A 16,930-nucleotide genomic window follows, 5' to 3' on the forward strand; every position below is an offset into this window, starting at 1 on the left:
CGGCCCGATCGGAAGGAAGCAGCGCCGCGATGAATGTCCTGCCGGCGGCATCCCAACCGCTCAATCAAAGCGTCACGCTGTGCGTCGACGCGCCCATGCGCCTGGACAGCGGCCTGGAGCTGGGGCCGCTCACCGTGGCCTATCAGACCATCGGTCGCCTCAACGCCGAGCGGACCAACGCCATCTTGATATGCCACGCGCTGACCGGCGACCAGCATGTCATCGGTCCCCATCCGGTCACCGGCCGGCCGGGCTGGTGGGAGACCCTGGTCGGTCCGGGCAAGACCATCGATACCGATCGCTATTTCATCATCTGCTCGAATGTTCTGGGCGGCTGCCTGGGGACCACTGGCCCCAAGGAGATCAACCCGGCGACCGGCAAGCCCTGGGGGCTTGGCTTTCCCGTCATCACCATCGGCGACATGGTGCGCGCCCAGGCCCTGTTGCTCGACCACCTGGGCATCGAGCGGCTGTTTTGCGCCATCGGCGGATCGATGGGGGCGATGCAGGTGCTGCAATGGGCGGTCAGCTATCCCGAACGGGTGCGCGCCGTGGTGCCGATCGCCGGATCCTGGCGCCATTCGGCCCAGAACATCGCCTTTCACGAGGTCGGCCGCCAAGCGATCATGGCCGATCCCGATTGGAACGGCGGCGATTACCTGAACCAGGGCACGGTTCCCCGCCGGGGGCTGGCGGTGGCGCGGATGACGGCGCATATCACCTATCTGTCCGAACCGGCGCTCCAAAGCAAATTCGGCCGCAAGCTCCAGGACCGCGCCTCGATCACCTATGGCTTCGATGCGGATTTCCAGGTGGAAAGCTATCTGCGCCATCAGGGGGCGAATTTCGTCAAACGCTTCGACGCCAACAGTTATCTCTACATCACCCGGGCGATGGATTATTTCGATCTGGCCGCCGAGCATGACGGCGTGCTGGCCCGCGCCTTCCAAGGCACCAAGGTGCGCTTTTGCGTGGTGTCGTTCACCAGCGACTGGCTGTTCCCCACCGCCGAAAGCCGGGCGGTGGTGCGGGCGATGAACGCGGCAGCGGCCGATGTCAGCTTTGTCGAAGTCACCACCGACAAGGGCCACGACGCCTTCCTTCTCGACGAGCCCGAGTTCCACGACACCCTTCAGGGCTTCCTTGATGGCGCGGCCGACATGTTCGGCCTGCCGCGCGGCCTTTTTTCGGGGATCCGTCCATGACGCCCACCGGCCCCACCGGCGCCATTCGCTATGACCTGCAGCTGATCGCCGACATGGTGACCCCGGGCGCCCGGGTTCTCGATGTCGGCTGCGGCGAGGGCGATCTGCTGTCCTATCTGCGCACCTTCAAGCAGGTCGATGGCCGGGGGATCGAGCTGTCGATGGCCGGGGTGCGCGCCGCCGTCAGCCAGGGCGTGCCGGTGATCCAGGGCGACGCCGATACCGATCTGTCCGATTACCCCGATGGCGCCTTTGATTACGCCATCCTCAGCCAGACCCTGCAGGCCACCGAGCGGCCGCGCGACGTGCTGATCAACATGCTGCGCATCGCCGATCGGGCGATCGTGTCGTTCCCCAATTTCGCCCATTGGCGCGGCCGGCTGCATCTGCTGGTGCGCGGCCGCATGCCGGTCAGCGAATACCTGCCCTATGAATGGTGGGAAACCCCCAACATCCATTTCTGCACCATCCGCGATTTCCTCAAGCTTTGCCGCGAGCTTGATCTGACGGTGGAGCGCGCCCTGGCGCTGGACGAACGCGGCCGGCCCGAGCGCTTCCCGGCCAATTGCCCGATCGCCAATTTCATGAGCGCCCAGGCGGTCTTTCTGCTGGCGCGCGGAAGCCGCCGGTGAAAGATCCCGCGCGCCGGCCGGAACCGGGGCGGACCCGCGTCATCCTGATCCTGACCGGCCTGTGCCTGGCGCTGGGCCTGGCGGCGGCGACCCTGGCGCTGACGCGGTTTTCCGATGATCCGCTGGCCCTGGTCTTCGAGCGCCGGGAACGGGTGGTCTTCGCCCTGCCCGATGGCTCGGGCCGCATCGTGCTGACGCGGAGCACCCTGGGGCCGCTGATCGAGGGTCATCGCCGCACCCTGGTGCTGGAACGCGCCGGCCAGCCGGTGATCGAAACCATGCTGTTTGACGCCCCCGAGCCCGCCTCGCCCGTGAGGGTCTATTGGATCGACGCCGAAGAGACCGCGAACGCCGGCCCCTATTTGCGGCTGGTGGAAGCCGGCGGCGAAGTGCTGGTCGATCCGCTGACGCCCGCCGTGGTGCGCGTTCTGCGCAAGCCGAGCGGCGCCGTGCTGACCTCGCCGGCCGGGGATGCCCGGGCCGGCGGCGTCATCGGACCCGACGGCGCGCTTACCCTAACCGATGGCCTGGACGGCGCCCGCCTTCCCCCCTCCCCCGGCCGGTTGATCGGCGAGATCGTGGGGGCGGACGACGGCCCGCTCAGCTTCCGTCCACACCCGTGAAGGGGGCCGGGTTCTTGAAGCCCGCGCGCGAACTGCCTTGAAGGGGCTGGGACAGCCCGACCCCGACATAGACCCGCCGCGACGCCACGGCGCTACGCAGCACCGGAGCGGCGATCTGCTTGGCGCAATCGACCACCACCACCCCACCGAACGCCGGAAACAATCGGCAGCCGATTTGTTCGAGCAGGCTGGCCGAGCCCATCACCATGCGCGAGCGGCTTGGCGGCATGAACAAGGCGGTGGACGAGGCGATCGGCGTGAACAACCGGTCGCGCAGCAGGCGGGTCAATTGGCCCTCGGAATAGGGCTGGCCATTGGCGAAGGGCGAGCGTTCCATCCGCGCCCAGGTGGCCCGGCGATTGGGCACCACCACCATCAGCCGGCCGTTATCGGCCAGCACCCGCCAGCATTCGCGCAGCAGACCATGGGCGTGATCGGCGAATTCCAGGCCGTGGATCAGCAGCAGCCGATCGATCGAGCGATCGGGCAACGGCAGCTCCAACTCGTCGGCCAGGGCGCCTTGCACCGGCCCGACCGAGGGCCAGCGCACCGCGCCCATCGGCGCGGGCATCATCGCCACCACCCGCTCGGCCTCATCGGCAAAGGGTTGAAGGAAGGGCACCGCATAGCCCAGGCCCAAGACCCTGCATCCCCTCACCTCGGGCCACAGGGCGCGCAGGGACCGGCCAATCAGCCGGCGGGTAAGCTGCCCCTGGCTGGTGGCGTAAAAGTCCCTAAGATCGATGACATCGCTCCACATGGGGCCGATCATAGCAGAGGTCGCGCGCTTGCGGAGCGGATCAATAACCCCACATGGAAAGCGCGTGAGCCGGGTTGGGCGCATCGCGCGAAACGGGCGGCGGAACGATCCCCCCGCTTCAGATCACCGCCGCGAGGCCGGCCAAAGCAGGACAGGACCTTGAGCACTCTCGACATCCATCAGATCGCGGTCCTTTCGGACAATTACATCTATCTGGTCCGCTGCCGGGCCACCGGCGCCTGCGCGGTCATCGACCCGTCGCTGGCCGAGCCGGTCCTGGCGGCGGCCGAAAGCCTGGGCTGGACGATCACCCATATCCTCAACACCCACCACCACTATGACCACACCGGCGGCAACGAGGAAATCAAGGCCGCCACCGGCTGCGAGATCATCGGCTTCGCCGGCGACGCCCATCGCCTGCCCGGGATCGACCGCACCGTGGTGGAAGGCGACCGCGTGGCGATCGGTCAGGCCGAAGCGCGGGTCATCGAGACTCCCGGCCACACCCTGGGCCATATCGCCTATTGGTTTGCCGAATCGTCGGCGCTGTTTTGCGGCGACACGCTGTTTTCGGCCGGCTGTGGCCGGTTGTTCGAGGGGTCGGCCGGTCAGATGTGGGACTCGCTGCGCAAGCTGCGCGCCCTGCCGGCCCAGACCCTGGTTTTCTGCGGCCATGAATATACCCAGCCCAACATCACCTTCGCCCTGACCATCGACCCGCGCAACGAGGCCCTGCGCGCCCGGGCGCTGGAGGTCGACGCCCTGCGCGCCGCCGGCCGGCCGACCGTGCCGGCCTTCCTCGGCGACGAGGCGCGCTCCAATCCGTTCCTGCGCGCCGATTCGGCCGATTTCCAAGAGGCCTTTGGCATGACCGGCGCCGATCCGGTCGAGGTTTTCGCCCGTACCCGTCTCAAGAAGGATCATTTCTGACCATGACCGACGCCCCCCGCTTCCGCCTGCGCCATTCGCCGACCTCGCCCTTCGTGCGCAAGGTTCTCGCCTTCGCCATCGAAACCGGCCTGCGCGATCGCATCGATCTGGTTGCGACCGACCCCTGGGACGCCGCCACCGATCTGCGCGACGACAACCCCTTGTGCAAGGTTCCCACCCTGATCCGCCCCGATGGCTCGTCCCTGGGCGAAAGCAGCCTGATCTGCGCCTATCTCGATGACCTCCACGACGGGGAAAAGCTGTTCCCGACCGAGGACGGGGCGCGCTTCGCCGCCCTGCGCCAGTTGGGGCTGGCCGATGGCCTGATCACCGCCGCCGTTAATCTAGTCATCGAGGGCCGCCGCGCCGAAGGGACCCGCGACGATAAATGGATCGACCGCCAGAAGCTGGCGATCCGCTCCACCCTTGATGTCTTGGAAAGCGAAGCCGGCCCCTTGACCGGCGCTCCGGTGACGATCGGCGCCGTTTCGCTGGGCGCGGCACTCGGCTATCTCGATTTCCGCTTCCCCGACATCTTCTGGCGCGACCGCCATCCCGCCCTGGCCGGCTGGTTCGAGGATTTTTCCCGCCGCCCGTCGATGGAAGCCACCCGCCCGCCGGCACCCCAGCCCAAGGCCTGAGGCGATAGGAAGGGGGGGGCGCCCGCCGACGGGTTCGCCCCTCCCGCCCCCGGTTGGCAGGGGAGGACGCCCCTATAATCCCAGACGCTCCCGCCAGACGGCGGAGACCGTTTGGGGAAGATTGATCAGCCAGAGGGCGACGATGATGATCGCCCCGCCGATCAGACTGTGGGGGCTCACGGCCTCCCCCAGAACCATCATCGAAAACACCGCGGAAAACAGCGGAACCAGGAACAGGTAGGAACTGGTCACGGTGGCCCCCCGTCGGGAGAGCGCGGTGAACCACAGCCCGAACGACCCGATCGAGGCGGGACCGACCAGCCAGATGAAGCAGGCGATCCCCCAGCCGGTGATCCGATCGATGTCATACGCCTCGCCGCTCAGCTTCGAGATCGCCAGCATCACCAGCGCGCCCAGGGTCAATTGCCATCCGGTGAAAACGAAAACCGATTTATCGAATTTGTGTTTCTTCGAGATCAGGGTGCAGAGGGCCCAGCAGAGCGAGCCGGCCAAGGCGATGACGATGCCGCCCAAACCATGATCCGCCCCGCCGCCCAGGCAGAGCGAAACGCCGAGGATACCGCAGACCAAGGCGACGACCTTATGCCAGGACAAGGTTTCGCCCAGGGCGAAATGGGCGAGGATCGCCACCCAGAGGGGGTTGGTGAAAAGAAGAAGCGAAGCCATCGAGGCGCTCAGCGTCGTCAGGGCCAGATTGAGAAAGCCCATCGTTCCGGCGGTCTGCAGGCAGCCGACGACGAGAACGAACAACGCGCCCTTGATGACGGACCCACCCGAGGCGGGAAGGATGGCGCCCAGGCCGTCTTTCGCCGCGCAAAACGCCAGAATAAGCCCCCCCGCCAGCAAGAACCGCCATCCGCCGGCATAGAAGGCGGGCATCGCCTCCTCGCTGATCAGGTATTTCCCGCTGGGAAACGATGACCCCATGAAGGCGGTGCACAGGATCATCCCGGCGATAAAGCCGCTCTCCTTCGATTTCAGATACCCGAGGTCCATCGCTTGGCTCCGGTCCACAAGAAGAACGACGGCGGAATTCGCTAACGGGAACGGCGCGCAGGGGCTCGCTCTAAAAACCATATAAACCGGTTAATATGGTTTTGTAAAGAAGCCGGGGAACCGCCGCGACCCGCAGGCGGAGCGCGGGCAGACGGGCGCCTTTGGCCATCGACCCCGCCATCGGCAAGCTGTCGAACGGTCAAAAGGATCCCGGCGCGCGGAGTTATCCCCCGCCCGCCCGATCAGGTTTTTCTTTCAGGAGTGTTGGAAAGCCGCTGGAGCGTCGCCCGCGGCCTCAGGGGTCCCGGTGGCGTTGCCGGAAGGCGTCGCCCTTGGCCCGGCTGCCGCAGCGGTCCATCGAGCACCACCGCCGGCGCCGGCTGCGCGATAGATCGAGAAACAGCATCTGGCAATCGGGCTGGGCGCAGGCCTTGATGCGGCTGCGCAGCGCCCCGCCCAACAGGTCGATGGCATCGCCGGCGATGGCGGCAAGCGCGGCCAGGAACGGATCCGCCGCGAGCAGGCGGACCGTGACCGAAGCGGCGTCGAGCTGCGGCGTGGCCAAAGGAAAGGCCGCCGTGGCGTTCAGATCATCGACGGCCGCCGCCGGCAAGACCGCGTCCGCGCTGGCGGCCGTGGCGAGGGTCCAGATGGTTTCGCGCAAGGCCCGCAGCGCCGCCTCCTGCGCCGGGGACAACGCGGGAAGATCCTCCACCCCGATCGCCTCGCGCAGCCACCGCGCTGGCGCCCCTGGAGCGGCGAGGACATCGTTGGGCAGGGAGCCGCGCCGGCGAACCGTGGCGGCGAGATCGAGCGACAGCCGGCCGGAATTGAAACGAAATTCCTCGGAAGGTTTCATGGAGTCTGAATAAACCGGTTTATAAGGTTTTTCAACTATCGCGCCCAAGCCCTGATCGCGCGCTGGCCCCATGAAAAAGGGGAGCGAAAGCCCCCCTTTGTCGCCCATGGAAGGGATACCAGCTTAGCCGAAGGTGCGCGGCGACAGGTAATTGACCATGTAGGAGCGAATCGAGCTTTCCATCTGATTGTTGAAATCGCCCATCAGCTGCTCGATCAGCGAGAACCACGCCGAATCGCGATCGTTGACGCTGGCGTTTTCGGGCACCGTCACATGACGCCAGACCTTGGCCGAGGCCTGGGCCAGGGTGATGCCGGTGCTGGGGTCGATCAGTTCGACCGTCGCTTCCAGATTGGCGTCATAGCGCTCGGACTGGTCGGTCTTGAAGGCCCCCTTGAGCCCTTTTTGCACGCCCAGATATTTCGCCGTGACCGAAGCGTCGAGGATGGTCATCAAGACCGTCAGACTGGATTCGCCCGAGGTCTGCAGCCGGTCGAAGGCCCATTGGCGGGCGGCGCGGGCCGGCGGCAGGGGCATTTCCTGCTCGACATTGGGCGGACGCAGCGGCGACTGATAGGACTCCTGCACATCGAGTCGGCCAGCCCGCAGCACCATCGGCGGCAGATGGGTGAAACGCAGATCGGCGAAGCGCGGCGGCGGCTCGGGATGGGAACAGGCGGCGGGAAGCACCGCGAGTCCCCCCAGGCTCAAAGCCAGAAAGCCGCGTCGCGAAACTGAATAACCGGGCTTGTACATCCTACTCCCCGTTGCGAGATGAAATCCGCCCCCGCCCGGGGGCCTACGCCGGTCCCGTCAGACCCCGTTCTCGGACTCGCCCGCCTCGGCGGCCAGGGCGTCGAGCTCCTGAACGGATAGCGCGTATGTTGCTTTGCAAAATTCGCAGGTGACGTCAATAGTCCCGTTATGCGCTAAGGAAACAAGTTCTTCGCGCGGAAATGTGGCAAGGGTGCGGGCGACCTTGCGCCGGGAACAGCGACAGCCGAAAAACACCGGACGATAGGGCGCCACTTCAAGCCCTTCGCCATGGAAGGGCCGGTGCAACAGGGTTTCGGGCGACAGCGCCGGATCGAGCAATTCCGTAGGCGTCAGGCTTTCCATCAGGATGGTCGCCGTCTGCCAAGCGTCATCCCAGGCCTCGCCGCGCGCCTGCCCGCCCTCGGGGGGCATGCGCTGAAGCATCAGGCCGGTGGCCGCCCAGGGGGCATCGGGCCCCAAGGCCGGATCGGGCGGGGCGACCGCCACCTTGAGCGCGGTCGGCAACTGTTCGGACTGATCGAAATAGCTGGCGACGCAATCGGCCAGGAAGTCGCCCTCCAGGCTGACGATCCCTTGATAGCGTTCGGTATTGGCACCCTGATCGACGGTGAAGGTCAGATGTCCGGCGCCGAGAAGTTCCAGAACCGGCGCGGTGATCGGCCCGCTCGGCAGGCGCTCGGCATCGAAGCGGGCGACGCCGCGCACCATGCCGCCGCTGGTCACATCGGCGACCAGGGCCCGCACCGCCCCCTCGCCGCGCACCTGAACGGTGAAGACGCCGTCGTATTTCAACCCCGAGGCCAGCCCCATGGCCAAGACCAGGGTCTCGGCCAGCAGCGCGGCGACGGCGGGGGGATAGTCATGGGGCCGCAGCGTGTCCGCCACCGCCCGGCCGGCGCGAACCAGCCGCCCGCGGAACACGCCCGAGGCCAGATGAAAGGGTAAAATCAGGTTGTCGGAAGGTCCGCTCACGCCGTTATCCCCCTTCTGCGGCGAAGGGACGGCCGTGGTGACGGCCTCCCTCCCCGGACGCCGGCGTTACGAGCCGGCCATACACCAAGCAAGGATCCCCTTCTGCGCGTGCAGACGGTTCTCCGCTTCATCCCAGACCACCGACTGCGGGCCGTCGATGACGTCTTCGGTCACCTCCTCGCCGCGATGGGCGGGCAGGCAATGCATGAACAAGGCGTCGGCGGCGGCGGCAGCCATCAGCGGCGCCGTCACCTGATAGGGACGCAACAGGGCATGGCGGGCGGCGGCGCCGTCGCAGCCCATCGAAACCCAGGTATCGGTCACCACGCAATCGGCTCCGGCCACCGCCTCTTGCGGATCGCGCAGTACCTCGACCGCGCCGCCATTGGCCCGCGCCCAATCGAGCACGCCTTGCGGCGGTTCAAGCTCGGCCGGGCAGGCCAGACGCATGGTGAAGCCGAACAGGGCGCTGGCCTTGATCCACGAACAGGCCACGTTGTTGCCATCGCCGACCCAAGTCACCACCTTGCCCGTGATCGACCCGCGATGCTCTTCGAAGGTCATCAGATCGGCCATGATCTGACAGGGATGGGCGGCATCGGTCAGGCCGTTGATCACCGGCACGCTGGCGTTCTGGCTCAGATCGCGCAACTTGGCCGGATCGTTGGTGCGCAGCATGATGCCATCGACATAGCGCGACAGCACGCGGGCGGTATCGGCGATGGTTTCGCCGCGCCCCAATTGGGTTTCCGTCGGGCTCAGCGTGATCGACGATCCGCCAAGCTGGCGCATGCCGACCTCGAAGGACACCCGGGTGCGGGTCGAGGGCTTTTCGAAGATCAGCGCCAGGGTCTTGCCGGCCAAGGGCGCCGAGACCACACCCGCCCGCCGCTCGGCCTTGAAGGCCAGCCCGCGATCGAGCATGGCGCGCAGGGCCGGCGCGTCGAAATCCGACAACTCCAGGAAATGCCGGGGGGTTTTCATCACGGTCATGATCACGCCGCCTCCCGTTCCAGATGGACGCAGGCGCGGTCGATCATCTCTTCGGCGGCGGTGACCTCGGCCTCGCCGATGATCATCGGCGGCAACAACCGCACCACCCCGGCCTCCGCCGGAACGGCCAGCAGCCCCTGCTCGCGCAGGGCGTTCAGCACCACGCCGTTGGGCGCGGCGCAGACCAGCCCGATCATCAACCCCCGTCCGCGCACGCCGGCCAGAATGGTCGGATGGCGATGGACCAGACCATCAAGACGGGCGATCAGATCGGCGCCGCGCGCCGACACCCCATCGAGGAAGCCCTCGGCCAGAATGATATCGAGAACGGCGTTGCCGACCGCCATCGCCAGCGGATTGCCGCCGAAGGTCGAGCCATGGCTGCCCGCCACTAGGGCCGAGGCGTAAGGCTCGCGCGCCAGACAGGCTCCCATCGGGAAGCCGGCGCCGATGCCCTTGGCGATCGCCACCACGTCGGGAATGATGCCGTCCCATTCATGGGCGAACAGCTTGCCGGTACGGCCGACGCCGGTCTGCACCTCGTCAAGGATCAGCAGCAACCCATGCTCGTCGGCCAGCCGGCGCAGGCCCGACAGATAGCCTTCGGGGGCGGGGAAAATGCCGCCCTCGCCCTGGATCGGCTCGACCAGGATGGCGGCGGTCTCTTCGGTGACGGCGGCGCGGGCGGCGTCGAGATCACCGAAGTCCACGCGGTCAAAGCCCTCGACCAGCGGCTCGAAGCCCTTGACGTGCTTGGCCTGACCGCCGGCGGTCACCGTCGCCAGCGTCCGCCCGTGAAAGGCGTTGCGGGTCACGATCGTGCGATAGCGCGCCGTCTCGCCCCGCACCACATGCTGATGGCGCCGCGCCAGCTTGAGCGCGGCTTCGATGGCTTCGGCGCCGGAATTGGTGAAGAACACCGAATCGGCGAAGGAGCCGTCGACCAGCCGCTGGGCCAGACGTTCCTGACCGGGGATGCGAAACAGGTTCGAGCAATGCCACAGCTTGGCCGCCTGGGAGGTCAGGGCCTCGACCAGATGGGGATGGGCATGGCCAAGGCCGGTGACCGCGATCCCCGAGGCGAAATCAAGAAATCGTCGCCCGTCGTTGGCGAGGAGCCACGCACCCTCGCCGCGGTCGAACGAAAGGTCCACGCGGGAATAGGTTGGCATCACGGCCGGAACGGTCGACATGGTTGATCAGCGCCTTACTTCGCTATGCTTGGAGTTGAAAAAACGAGGGCGGCACCGAATGCCGCCCGTCGCAGGAAAGCGAGTGTTATTGCGCCATTCCACCGGCTTGTCCAGAGCTAACTGTGGGAAAGCCCCCCCTTTGGCACAAAGACTTTGCCCTGAATTCAATAAGATAGGGCAGCGCTCGCGCGGAAAACCGCTCGTGGCCTTTCCGCGCGCCGGCCCCGGCTCAGCGGAAGGGATCGGCTTGTTCCAGATAGTCCTGAACATAGCGCCGCACCCCCTCTTCCAAAGGCGTGGCCTGCCCGGGATAGCCCGCCGCGCGCAGCCGGCCCATCTCGGCCTGGGTGAAATACTGGTATTTGTCGCGCAGCGCCTCGGGCATGTCGCGATAGGTCAGCGCCGGCTCGGCGCCCAGGGCGCGATAAACGGCGGCGGCCAGATCGGCGAAGCTGCGGGCGCGGCCGGTGCCCACGTTGAACAGGCCGCTGACCTTGGGCGTTTCAAGCAGCCAGAGGACGATATCGACGACATCGCCGATCCAGACGAAATCGCGCAACTGGCCACCATCGGCGTAGCGCGGGTCATGGGATTTGAACAGGGCGAAGGACTCGCCGCGCCGGGCCACCGGATGGATCTGGCTGACGACGCTGCTTTGCGGCCCCTTATGGGTTTCGTTGGGCCCATAGACGTTGAAGAACTTCAGCCCGGCCCATTGCGGCGGCACCGGCCCGGAGTCGACCCAATGACGCACCTTGCGGTCGAACAGATGCTTGGACCAGCCATAGGCGTTGAGCGGACGCAGGCGGGCCAGGGCGGCCGGGGAAAAATCGTCATCGAACCCGAGGGCGCCATCGCCATAGGTGGCGGCGCTGCTGGCATAGACGAAGCGCGCGCCATTGGCCGCGCACCACAGCCACAGATCGCGCGACAGACGGAAGTTGTTTTCAATGATGCGATCGGCGTCGCGCTCGGTCGTCGCCGAGATCGCCCCCATGTGAAGGATCGCCGAAACCTCGCCGCGATGGCCGTCGAGAAAGGCGGGCAAGGCTTCGGGAGCGACGATATCGGCCAGATCGCGCTTGGCCACATTGCGCCATTTGACGCCATCGCGCAGGCGGTCGACCAGAACGAGGTCGCCATGGCCGCGCTCTTCCAGCCCGGCCAGAATATTGGAGCCGATGAACCCGGCGCCACCGGTAACGATAATCATGGGGGGAAAGCCTTCCGTTCGACGCGATGGATCGGAAAAAAACCAGGGATCGACGCCTTATAGCCCCGCCATCGGCCCGCCGCCACCCCGGCGAACGGCCGGCGGCAGGCTCTTCGCCGCGACGATCTCGGGCCGATCGACGCAAGGGCCGGGTTGCATCGCAGCGGGTGCCTCTCCATAATGGAGGAAAGGCCCCGCGCGCCGCGACACCTCAACCGGTTTGTCGCCGCCGGGGCTGTAACCATGGAATGCTGGAGAATTGGCATGAAAGCCGGAAACCGCCTGATGGACGACTTTTCGCGCGTCGCCGGCGGAGCGCTGGGCGCGCTGGGCGGCCTCCGCGGCGAAATCGAGGTGATCGTGCGCCAGCGTCTTGAGAAGCTGATTTCGTCGATGGACCTGGTCACCCGCGAAGAATTCGACGCGGTGGCGGCGGTGGCCCGCGAAGCCCGCCAGCGGCAGGAAGACCTGGAAAAGCAGGTCGCCACCCTGGAAAGCCGCCTGACCGACCAGATCAAGACGGCGATCGCCGAAACGGCCCAGGCCGCCACCCCCGCTCCGACTGCCCGCCGCGCCGGCCCCAAGGGGGCGGGACCGCACGGCGAAGCCACCGACAAGCCGTCCGACCTCTAAAGCGACCGGCGACGGGGCCGATCGCCCGGCTCCCCGGCCGCCTCCGCCACGCGCCCGTGCCCGGCGACGGTCCCTTGCGGACCGGTCGCCGGCGGCACGGCCCTTTCCGCGCCCGCACCCCGCCGGCCCCTCGCCGCCCGGGCCGATCGACGCGGATCGATCCCATCGTCGACAGCCCGTGATCGGGCGTCGGCCCGCTCGTTCCCCGGCGCCGCTCGCGGTCCCGGATAGGCCCCCCACCGTTACGGAGAAGAGGGCATGACGACAATCACCGCCTTGACCGAAGAGGCGACCCCCAATCCCATCGACCTGATCGAGTCCATCGCCGTCTTCAAGGAATGGACCTTCGAGCGCCGTGGCGACCGGGAGATGGCCGTGGAGGTTCCCGGGCATTGGTGCGACTACGGGCTGTTCTTCTCGTGGTCGGAAGATCTCGACGCCTTGCACTTTTCCTGCGCCTTCGACATGCGCGTTCCCAAGAACCGCCGCGGCGAGATCCTTGACCTGCTCGCCCAGTTGAACGAGCGGCTGTGGCTTGGCCATTTCGCCCTGTGGAGCGAGACCGGGATCCCGATGTTCCGCCAGACCGTCTTGCTGTCGGGCCAGGAGTTGAACCGGGCCGGGCTGGAAGATCTGGTCGAGATCGCCGTGACCGAATGCGAGCGCTTCTATCCCGCCTTCCAGTTCGCCATCTGGGGCGGCAAAAGCGCGCGGGAGGCCGTGGAGGCCGCCCTTTTGGAAACCGCTGGAGAAGCTTGAGATGGGTTGCCTGACCACCGATACCCCGCTTGCGGGGGTTTCGTTGTTGCTGCTGGGCTGCGGGAAGATGGGCGGCGCCCTGCTGAACGGCTGGCTGGGCCGTGGCCTTGAGCCGAGCGCGGTCCATGTCGTCGATCCCCTGGCCGATCTGCCCGCCGGCGTCACCCGGCTGACCGCCGAGCAGGCCGTGGCCCTGCCGCCGCCCGACGTCTGTCTGGTGGCGATCAAGCCCCAGGTCGTCCCCGAGGTTCTGCCGGCCTATGCCCCGCTGGCCCAGGCCGGAACGGTGTTCTTGTCGGTGGCGGCGGGCAAGACGATCGATGGCCTGTCGGGCCTGCTGGGCGGCGATGCCGCCGTGGTCCGAGCGATGCCCAACACCCCGGCCGCCGTCGGCCGGGGCGCCAGCGTGCTCTGCGCCAACGCCCGGGTGCCGGCGCCGACGCGCGCCCTGTGCGAAACCCTGATGGCCGCCGTCGGCACCGTCGAATGGGTCGATGACGAATCGCTGATCGACGCGGTGACGGCCCTGTCGGGCGGCGGCCCGGCCTATGTGTTCTTGCTGGTCGAATGCCTGGCCGAAGCCGGGCGGGCCAACGGCCTGCCGGCCGATCTGGCGATGCGGCTGGCGCGCAGCACGGTCGCCGGCTCGGGCGCCCTGCTTGACGGCAGCGCCGAAGACGCCGCCACCTTGCGCAAGAACGTCACCAGCCACAAGGGCACGACCGCCGCCGCCCTGGCGGTGCTGATGGCCGAAGACGCCCTTCAGCCCATGGTCACCCGCGCCATCGCCGCCGCCGCCGAACGCTCGCGCGAACTGGCTTCCTAACGCCCCGTCGCCCGCGCCTCTTTTGCAAAAGGCTTTCACCGCCCATATCCAAGGGAGAAAGACGTCACAAGGAGCGGGGCTATTTCATGGTCAATGCCAACGACGAAAGCATCCTGGACGGAGCATTGCGGGCGATCGCGCTCAGCGGCTGGTCGCGGGGCACCCTGGCCGGCATCGCCGCGGATGCCGGCCTTTCCCTGGCCGATCTGCTGCGGCTTTATCCAACGCGGGCCGCCTTGCTGGAGGCCTGGGGGCGGTCGGTCGATTTCGCCATGCTGGCCGAAGGGACGGCGACCGATCCCGGGGAAAGCGCCCGCGATCGGCTTTTCGAATTGCTGATGCGCCGTTTCGACGCCCTGGCCCCGCACAAGGAAACCCTGCGCGCCCTGTTGCCCTCGTTCGGCGGCGATCCGGCCCTGGCGCTGACCGCCGGCCTGGGCCTGGGCCGCTCGGCCGCCCTCACCCTTGAAGCCGCCGGCCTCAGCGCCGCCGGCCTGCGCGGCCTGCTGCGGGTGAAGGGCCTCTCGGCGGTTTATCTCTATACGCTGCGGGTCTGGCTTGCCGATGACACCGCCGACATGGCCCGCACCATGGCCGCGCTCGACAAGGCCCTTGATCAGGCCGAGGCGCTGGCCACCACGGTTTTCCGCCGGGGCGGCGCCGAGGCGACAGCGGCGGGACGGGTCGACTCGACCAGCGGCGCTGGGGGCGACGCTGCGGCGAATATCTAAACCCACATGTACAAAGGGTTGATTTTGCGGTGCAAAAAAACGCGTTGACTCAAGGGGGCCCAGTTCCTAGGGTCTTGGGGTTAAAGCCTTTCCGCACCGCCATTTTCGCAGGGAGAGATACGAGATGGCCAAGCAACCCGAGACCTTCCTTGACTTTGACTTCACGCGCTATTTCGCCGACCTCAAAGTCCCCGGGGTTGACGTCGAAAGCCTTATCGCCAGCCAGAAGCGCAACCTTGACGCGCTGACCAACGCCAATAAGCTGGCCTTCGAAGGCGTGCAGGCGATCTTCAAGCGTCAGGCCGAGATCCTTCGCCAGTCGGTCGAGGAATCCGCCCAGGCCGCCCAGGACATCGCCAAGGCCGAAACGCCCCAGGACAAGATCGCCAAGCAGACCGAAGTGGCCAAGGAAAGCTTCGAAAAAAGCGTGGCCAACCTGCGCGAACTGGTCGAATTGCTGGCCAAATCCAACACCGAGGTTTTCAATCTGCTGAATTCGCGGGTCAGCGAAGTGCTCGACGAGGCCAAGGATCTGGTGGTCAAGCAGCAGAACGCCACGGTCAAGACTCCGGCGCCGCGCGCCGCGACCACCCAGAAGTAAGCCTCTGTCTCGGCGTTTTCCCTCGAACTCTCAGCGATAAACCGGGAGGTTCGGCCATAAGGCCGTTCCTCCGCTGTGTTTGTTATGCCCAAAGGGCATTTGCCCGAAGCGAATCCCAAAGCGAACCGCGTTAAACGCCCCTCTTCTTTGACGCGGTTCGCTTTACAGCGAGAGGCTCGCGATGACCATCTCTTATGCCGATTTCGAAAAGATCGATATCCGGGTGGGGACGGTGATCGAAGCCCTGCCCTTCCCGGAGGCGCGCAAGCCCGCCATCCGCCTGCGCATCGACTTCGGCGACGAGATCGGCGTGAAACGCAGTTCCGCCCAGTTGACCGCCCATTACACCCCCGAGGGATTGGTCGGTCGCCAGGTCATCGCCGTGGTCAATTTCCCGGCCAAGCAGATCGGCAAGACGGTCAGCGATTGCCTAGTCCTCGGCGTCCCCGATCCGGCGGGCGAACCGGTTCTGCTCATCCCCGACCATCTGGTCTCCGACGGCGGCCGGCTGTTTTAGGGCAGCCCGCCGAAACCCGCCCGTGAAAACCCAAAAAGGGGAGCGCGAGGCTCCCCCTTTCGGGTTTTTTTCGTTCCAGGGCCGATGGTTCTATCGCGCCGTCTCGCACGATCGCCGATTTATTCGGCGGCGACCGGCTGGGCCTGACGGAAGAACAGCGCCTGGGCGATGGTCACTTTCACCGTATCAACGGCGAAAGGCTTGGTCACCAGATAGGTCGGTTCCGGGCGCTGGCCGGTCAGCAGGCGCTCGGGATAGGCGGTGATGAAAACGATCGGAATATCCGCCCCGGCCAGAATCGAGCGGGCGGCATCGATGCCGGAACTGCCATCGGCCAGTTGGATATCGGCCAGAACCAGCCCCGGCTTCTTTTCAAGGGCCATCGCCTCGGCCTCGGCGCGGGTCGCGGCGATGCCGACCACCCGATGCCCCATGCTCTCGACGATATTGGCGATATCGAGGCCGATGATCGGCTCGTCCTCGATGACCAGAACCCGGGTGCTTTCCTGCTGGGCCATGGCCAGACGGGCCTGATCGACCAACGCGGCGGTTTGGCTGTCGTCGCGGCCAAGAACCATCGCCGCTTCGGCCAGGGTGAACCCTTCCATGGCGACGAGCAACAGCGCTTGGCGGTCTTCCGCGGGAAGCTGGCTGACCCGGCGTTGAATATCGGTCTCGGCATCCTCGGCCGGCGCCGACAGGGATCCCGCCGACATCCACACCTTATGAAACAACTGGTAAAGACGGACGCGAAGATCGGTCACATCGGGGATCACCCGCGGATCGGCGACGATCACCTCGAGGACGGCCTTGACGACTTCATCCCCGGCGATCTGATCGCCACACAACGCGCGGGCATAGCGGCGAAGAAACGGAAGCTGGTGGACAACGGCTTGCGACACGGCCGTAGCGGGCATGGGCTCACCCCCTGACTAAAAGTATAGTGACGCCGGCCAAGCGGCCGAACACGCGGTATTTCGCCTTGCTCAAACACCTGGGGTGTCTGGTTGGTTCCCTCAACGATCGATATTGTCGTCTTCACGCAAGA

The 16,930-nt window shown here is 66.5% G+C and carries 20 protein-coding genes; 11 read left to right on the plus strand and 9 right to left on the minus strand.

From position 1 onward, the window contains the following. Positions 1-29: 29 nt before the first annotated feature. The 3 genes from metX to RRU_RS16865 are packed head-to-tail and all read left to right on the plus strand — an operon-like array spanning position 30 to position 2,460. The gene (gene metX, locus RRU_RS16855) at positions 30-1,205 is read left to right on the plus strand and encodes a homoserine O-acetyltransferase MetX (protein WP_011391014.1); all 1,176 of its coding nucleotides are present in this window, start codon (positions 30-32) and stop codon (positions 1,203-1,205) included. Beyond that, positions 1,202-1,837 (plus strand): methionine biosynthesis protein MetW, encoded by a 636-nt coding sequence (metW, locus tag RRU_RS16860; RefSeq protein WP_011391015.1) that lies wholly within the window; start codon positions 1,202-1,204, stop codon positions 1,835-1,837. Before metX ends, metW begins: the two co-directional genes overlap by 4 nt. Next, positions 1,834-2,460, plus strand: a complete 627-nt coding sequence (locus RRU_RS16865) for a hypothetical protein (protein ID WP_011391016.1) — start codon at positions 1,834-1,836, stop codon at positions 2,458-2,460. The genes metW and RRU_RS16865 overlap by 4 nt, the downstream gene beginning before the upstream one ends. On the opposite strand, the gene RRU_RS16870 is transcribed toward RRU_RS16865, so the two are convergent. Next, positions 2,438-3,232, minus strand: a complete 795-nt coding sequence (locus tag RRU_RS16870) for a class I SAM-dependent methyltransferase (RefSeq protein ID WP_011391017.1) — start codon at positions 3,230-3,232, stop codon at positions 2,438-2,440. The genes RRU_RS16865 and RRU_RS16870 overlap by 23 nt on opposite strands. A 147-nt stretch (positions 3,233-3,379) precedes the next feature. Here RRU_RS16870 and gloB point away from each other — a divergent pair, with 147 nt between their 5' ends. Together gloB and RRU_RS16880 are read left to right on the plus strand one after the other, a co-directional pair. Beyond that, positions 3,380-4,150, plus strand: a complete 771-nt coding sequence (gene gloB / locus RRU_RS16875) for a hydroxyacylglutathione hydrolase (protein WP_011391018.1) — start codon at positions 3,380-3,382, stop codon at positions 4,148-4,150. A gap of 2 nt (positions 4,151-4,152) precedes the next feature. Then, the gene (locus RRU_RS16880) at positions 4,153-4,791 is read left to right on the plus strand and encodes a glutathione S-transferase (protein ID WP_011391019.1); all 639 of its coding nucleotides are present in this window, start codon (positions 4,153-4,155) and stop codon (positions 4,789-4,791) included. Between the two features lie 72 nt (positions 4,792-4,863). Here RRU_RS16880 and RRU_RS16885 read toward each other — a convergent pair whose 3' ends face one another. The 7 genes from RRU_RS16885 to rfaD all read right to left on the minus strand — a co-directional run bounded on the left by RRU_RS16885 (position 4,864) and on the right by rfaD (position 11,815). Then, positions 4,864-5,808, minus strand: coding sequence for a DMT family transporter (locus RRU_RS16885; protein WP_011391020.1), 945 nt, complete (start codon positions 5,806-5,808; stop codon positions 4,864-4,866). Between the two features lie 295 nt (positions 5,809-6,103). After that, positions 6,104-6,667: a CGNR zinc finger domain-containing protein gene (locus RRU_RS16890; RefSeq protein WP_237703790.1), complete on the minus strand. Its 564-nt coding sequence runs from the start codon at positions 6,665-6,667 to the stop codon at positions 6,104-6,106. A gap of 123 nt (positions 6,668-6,790) precedes the next feature. Then, positions 6,791-7,423 (minus strand): hypothetical protein, encoded by a 633-nt coding sequence (locus RRU_RS16895; protein ID WP_011391022.1) that lies wholly within the window; start codon positions 7,421-7,423, stop codon positions 6,791-6,793. 57 nt (positions 7,424-7,480) lie between these two features. Continuing rightward, the gene (locus RRU_RS16900) at positions 7,481-8,416 is read right to left on the minus strand and encodes an Hsp33 family molecular chaperone HslO (RefSeq protein WP_011391023.1); all 936 of its coding nucleotides are present in this window, start codon (positions 8,414-8,416) and stop codon (positions 7,481-7,483) included. Positions 8,417-8,482: 66 nt separating this feature from the next. After that, entirely contained in the window at positions 8,483-9,409 is a 927-nt protein-coding gene (gene argF, locus RRU_RS16905) for an ornithine carbamoyltransferase (protein ID WP_011391024.1), read from the minus strand. 2 nt (positions 9,410-9,411) lie between these two features. After that, positions 9,412-10,602, minus strand: coding sequence for an aspartate aminotransferase family protein (locus tag RRU_RS16910; RefSeq protein WP_011391025.1), 1,191 nt, complete (start codon positions 10,600-10,602; stop codon positions 9,412-9,414). Positions 10,603-10,831: 229 nt separating this feature from the next. Next, entirely contained in the window at positions 10,832-11,815 is a 984-nt protein-coding gene (gene rfaD / locus RRU_RS16915; protein ID WP_011391026.1) for an ADP-glyceromanno-heptose 6-epimerase, read from the minus strand. Positions 11,816-12,079: 264 nt separating this feature from the next. On the opposite strand from rfaD, the gene RRU_RS16920 reads away from it, so the two are divergent. From RRU_RS16920 to RRU_RS16945, 6 genes are all read left to right on the plus strand, one after another. Then, positions 12,080-12,448, plus strand: coding sequence for an accessory factor UbiK family protein (locus tag RRU_RS16920; protein WP_011391027.1), 369 nt, complete (start codon positions 12,080-12,082; stop codon positions 12,446-12,448). Between the two features lie 258 nt (positions 12,449-12,706). Further along, on the plus strand, positions 12,707-13,207 hold the full coding sequence (locus tag RRU_RS16925) for a YbjN domain-containing protein (protein ID WP_011391028.1): 501 nt from the start codon (positions 12,707-12,709) through the stop codon (positions 13,205-13,207). 1 nt (position 13,208) lies between these two features. Continuing rightward, on the plus strand, positions 13,209-14,033 hold the full coding sequence (proC, locus tag RRU_RS16930; protein WP_011391029.1) for a pyrroline-5-carboxylate reductase: 825 nt from the start codon (positions 13,209-13,211) through the stop codon (positions 14,031-14,033). 86 nt (positions 14,034-14,119) lie between these two features. Next, a complete protein-coding gene (locus RRU_RS16935) occupies positions 14,120-14,764 on the plus strand; it encodes a TetR family transcriptional regulator (RefSeq protein ID WP_011391030.1) in 645 nt (214 codons plus the stop codon). Between the two features lie 124 nt (positions 14,765-14,888). Beyond that, complete coding sequence (locus tag RRU_RS16940; RefSeq protein ID WP_011391031.1) at positions 14,889-15,365, plus strand: phasin family protein; 477 nt, start codon at positions 14,889-14,891, stop codon at positions 15,363-15,365. Positions 15,366-15,546: 181 nt separating this feature from the next. Beyond that, positions 15,547-15,882 (plus strand): tRNA-binding protein, encoded by a 336-nt coding sequence (locus RRU_RS16945; protein WP_011391032.1) that lies wholly within the window; start codon positions 15,547-15,549, stop codon positions 15,880-15,882. A gap of 119 nt (positions 15,883-16,001) precedes the next feature. On the opposite strand, the gene RRU_RS16950 is transcribed toward RRU_RS16945, so the two are convergent. Continuing rightward, a complete protein-coding gene (locus tag RRU_RS16950) occupies positions 16,002-16,799 on the minus strand; it encodes a response regulator (RefSeq protein WP_011391033.1) in 798 nt (265 codons plus the stop codon). Positions 16,800-16,930 lie beyond the last annotated feature (131 nt).

Origin of the sequence: Rhodospirillum rubrum ATCC 11170, from assembly GCF_000013085.1 — a bacterium.
Classification (GTDB): domain Bacteria; phylum Pseudomonadota; class Alphaproteobacteria; order Rhodospirillales; family Rhodospirillaceae; genus Rhodospirillum; species Rhodospirillum rubrum.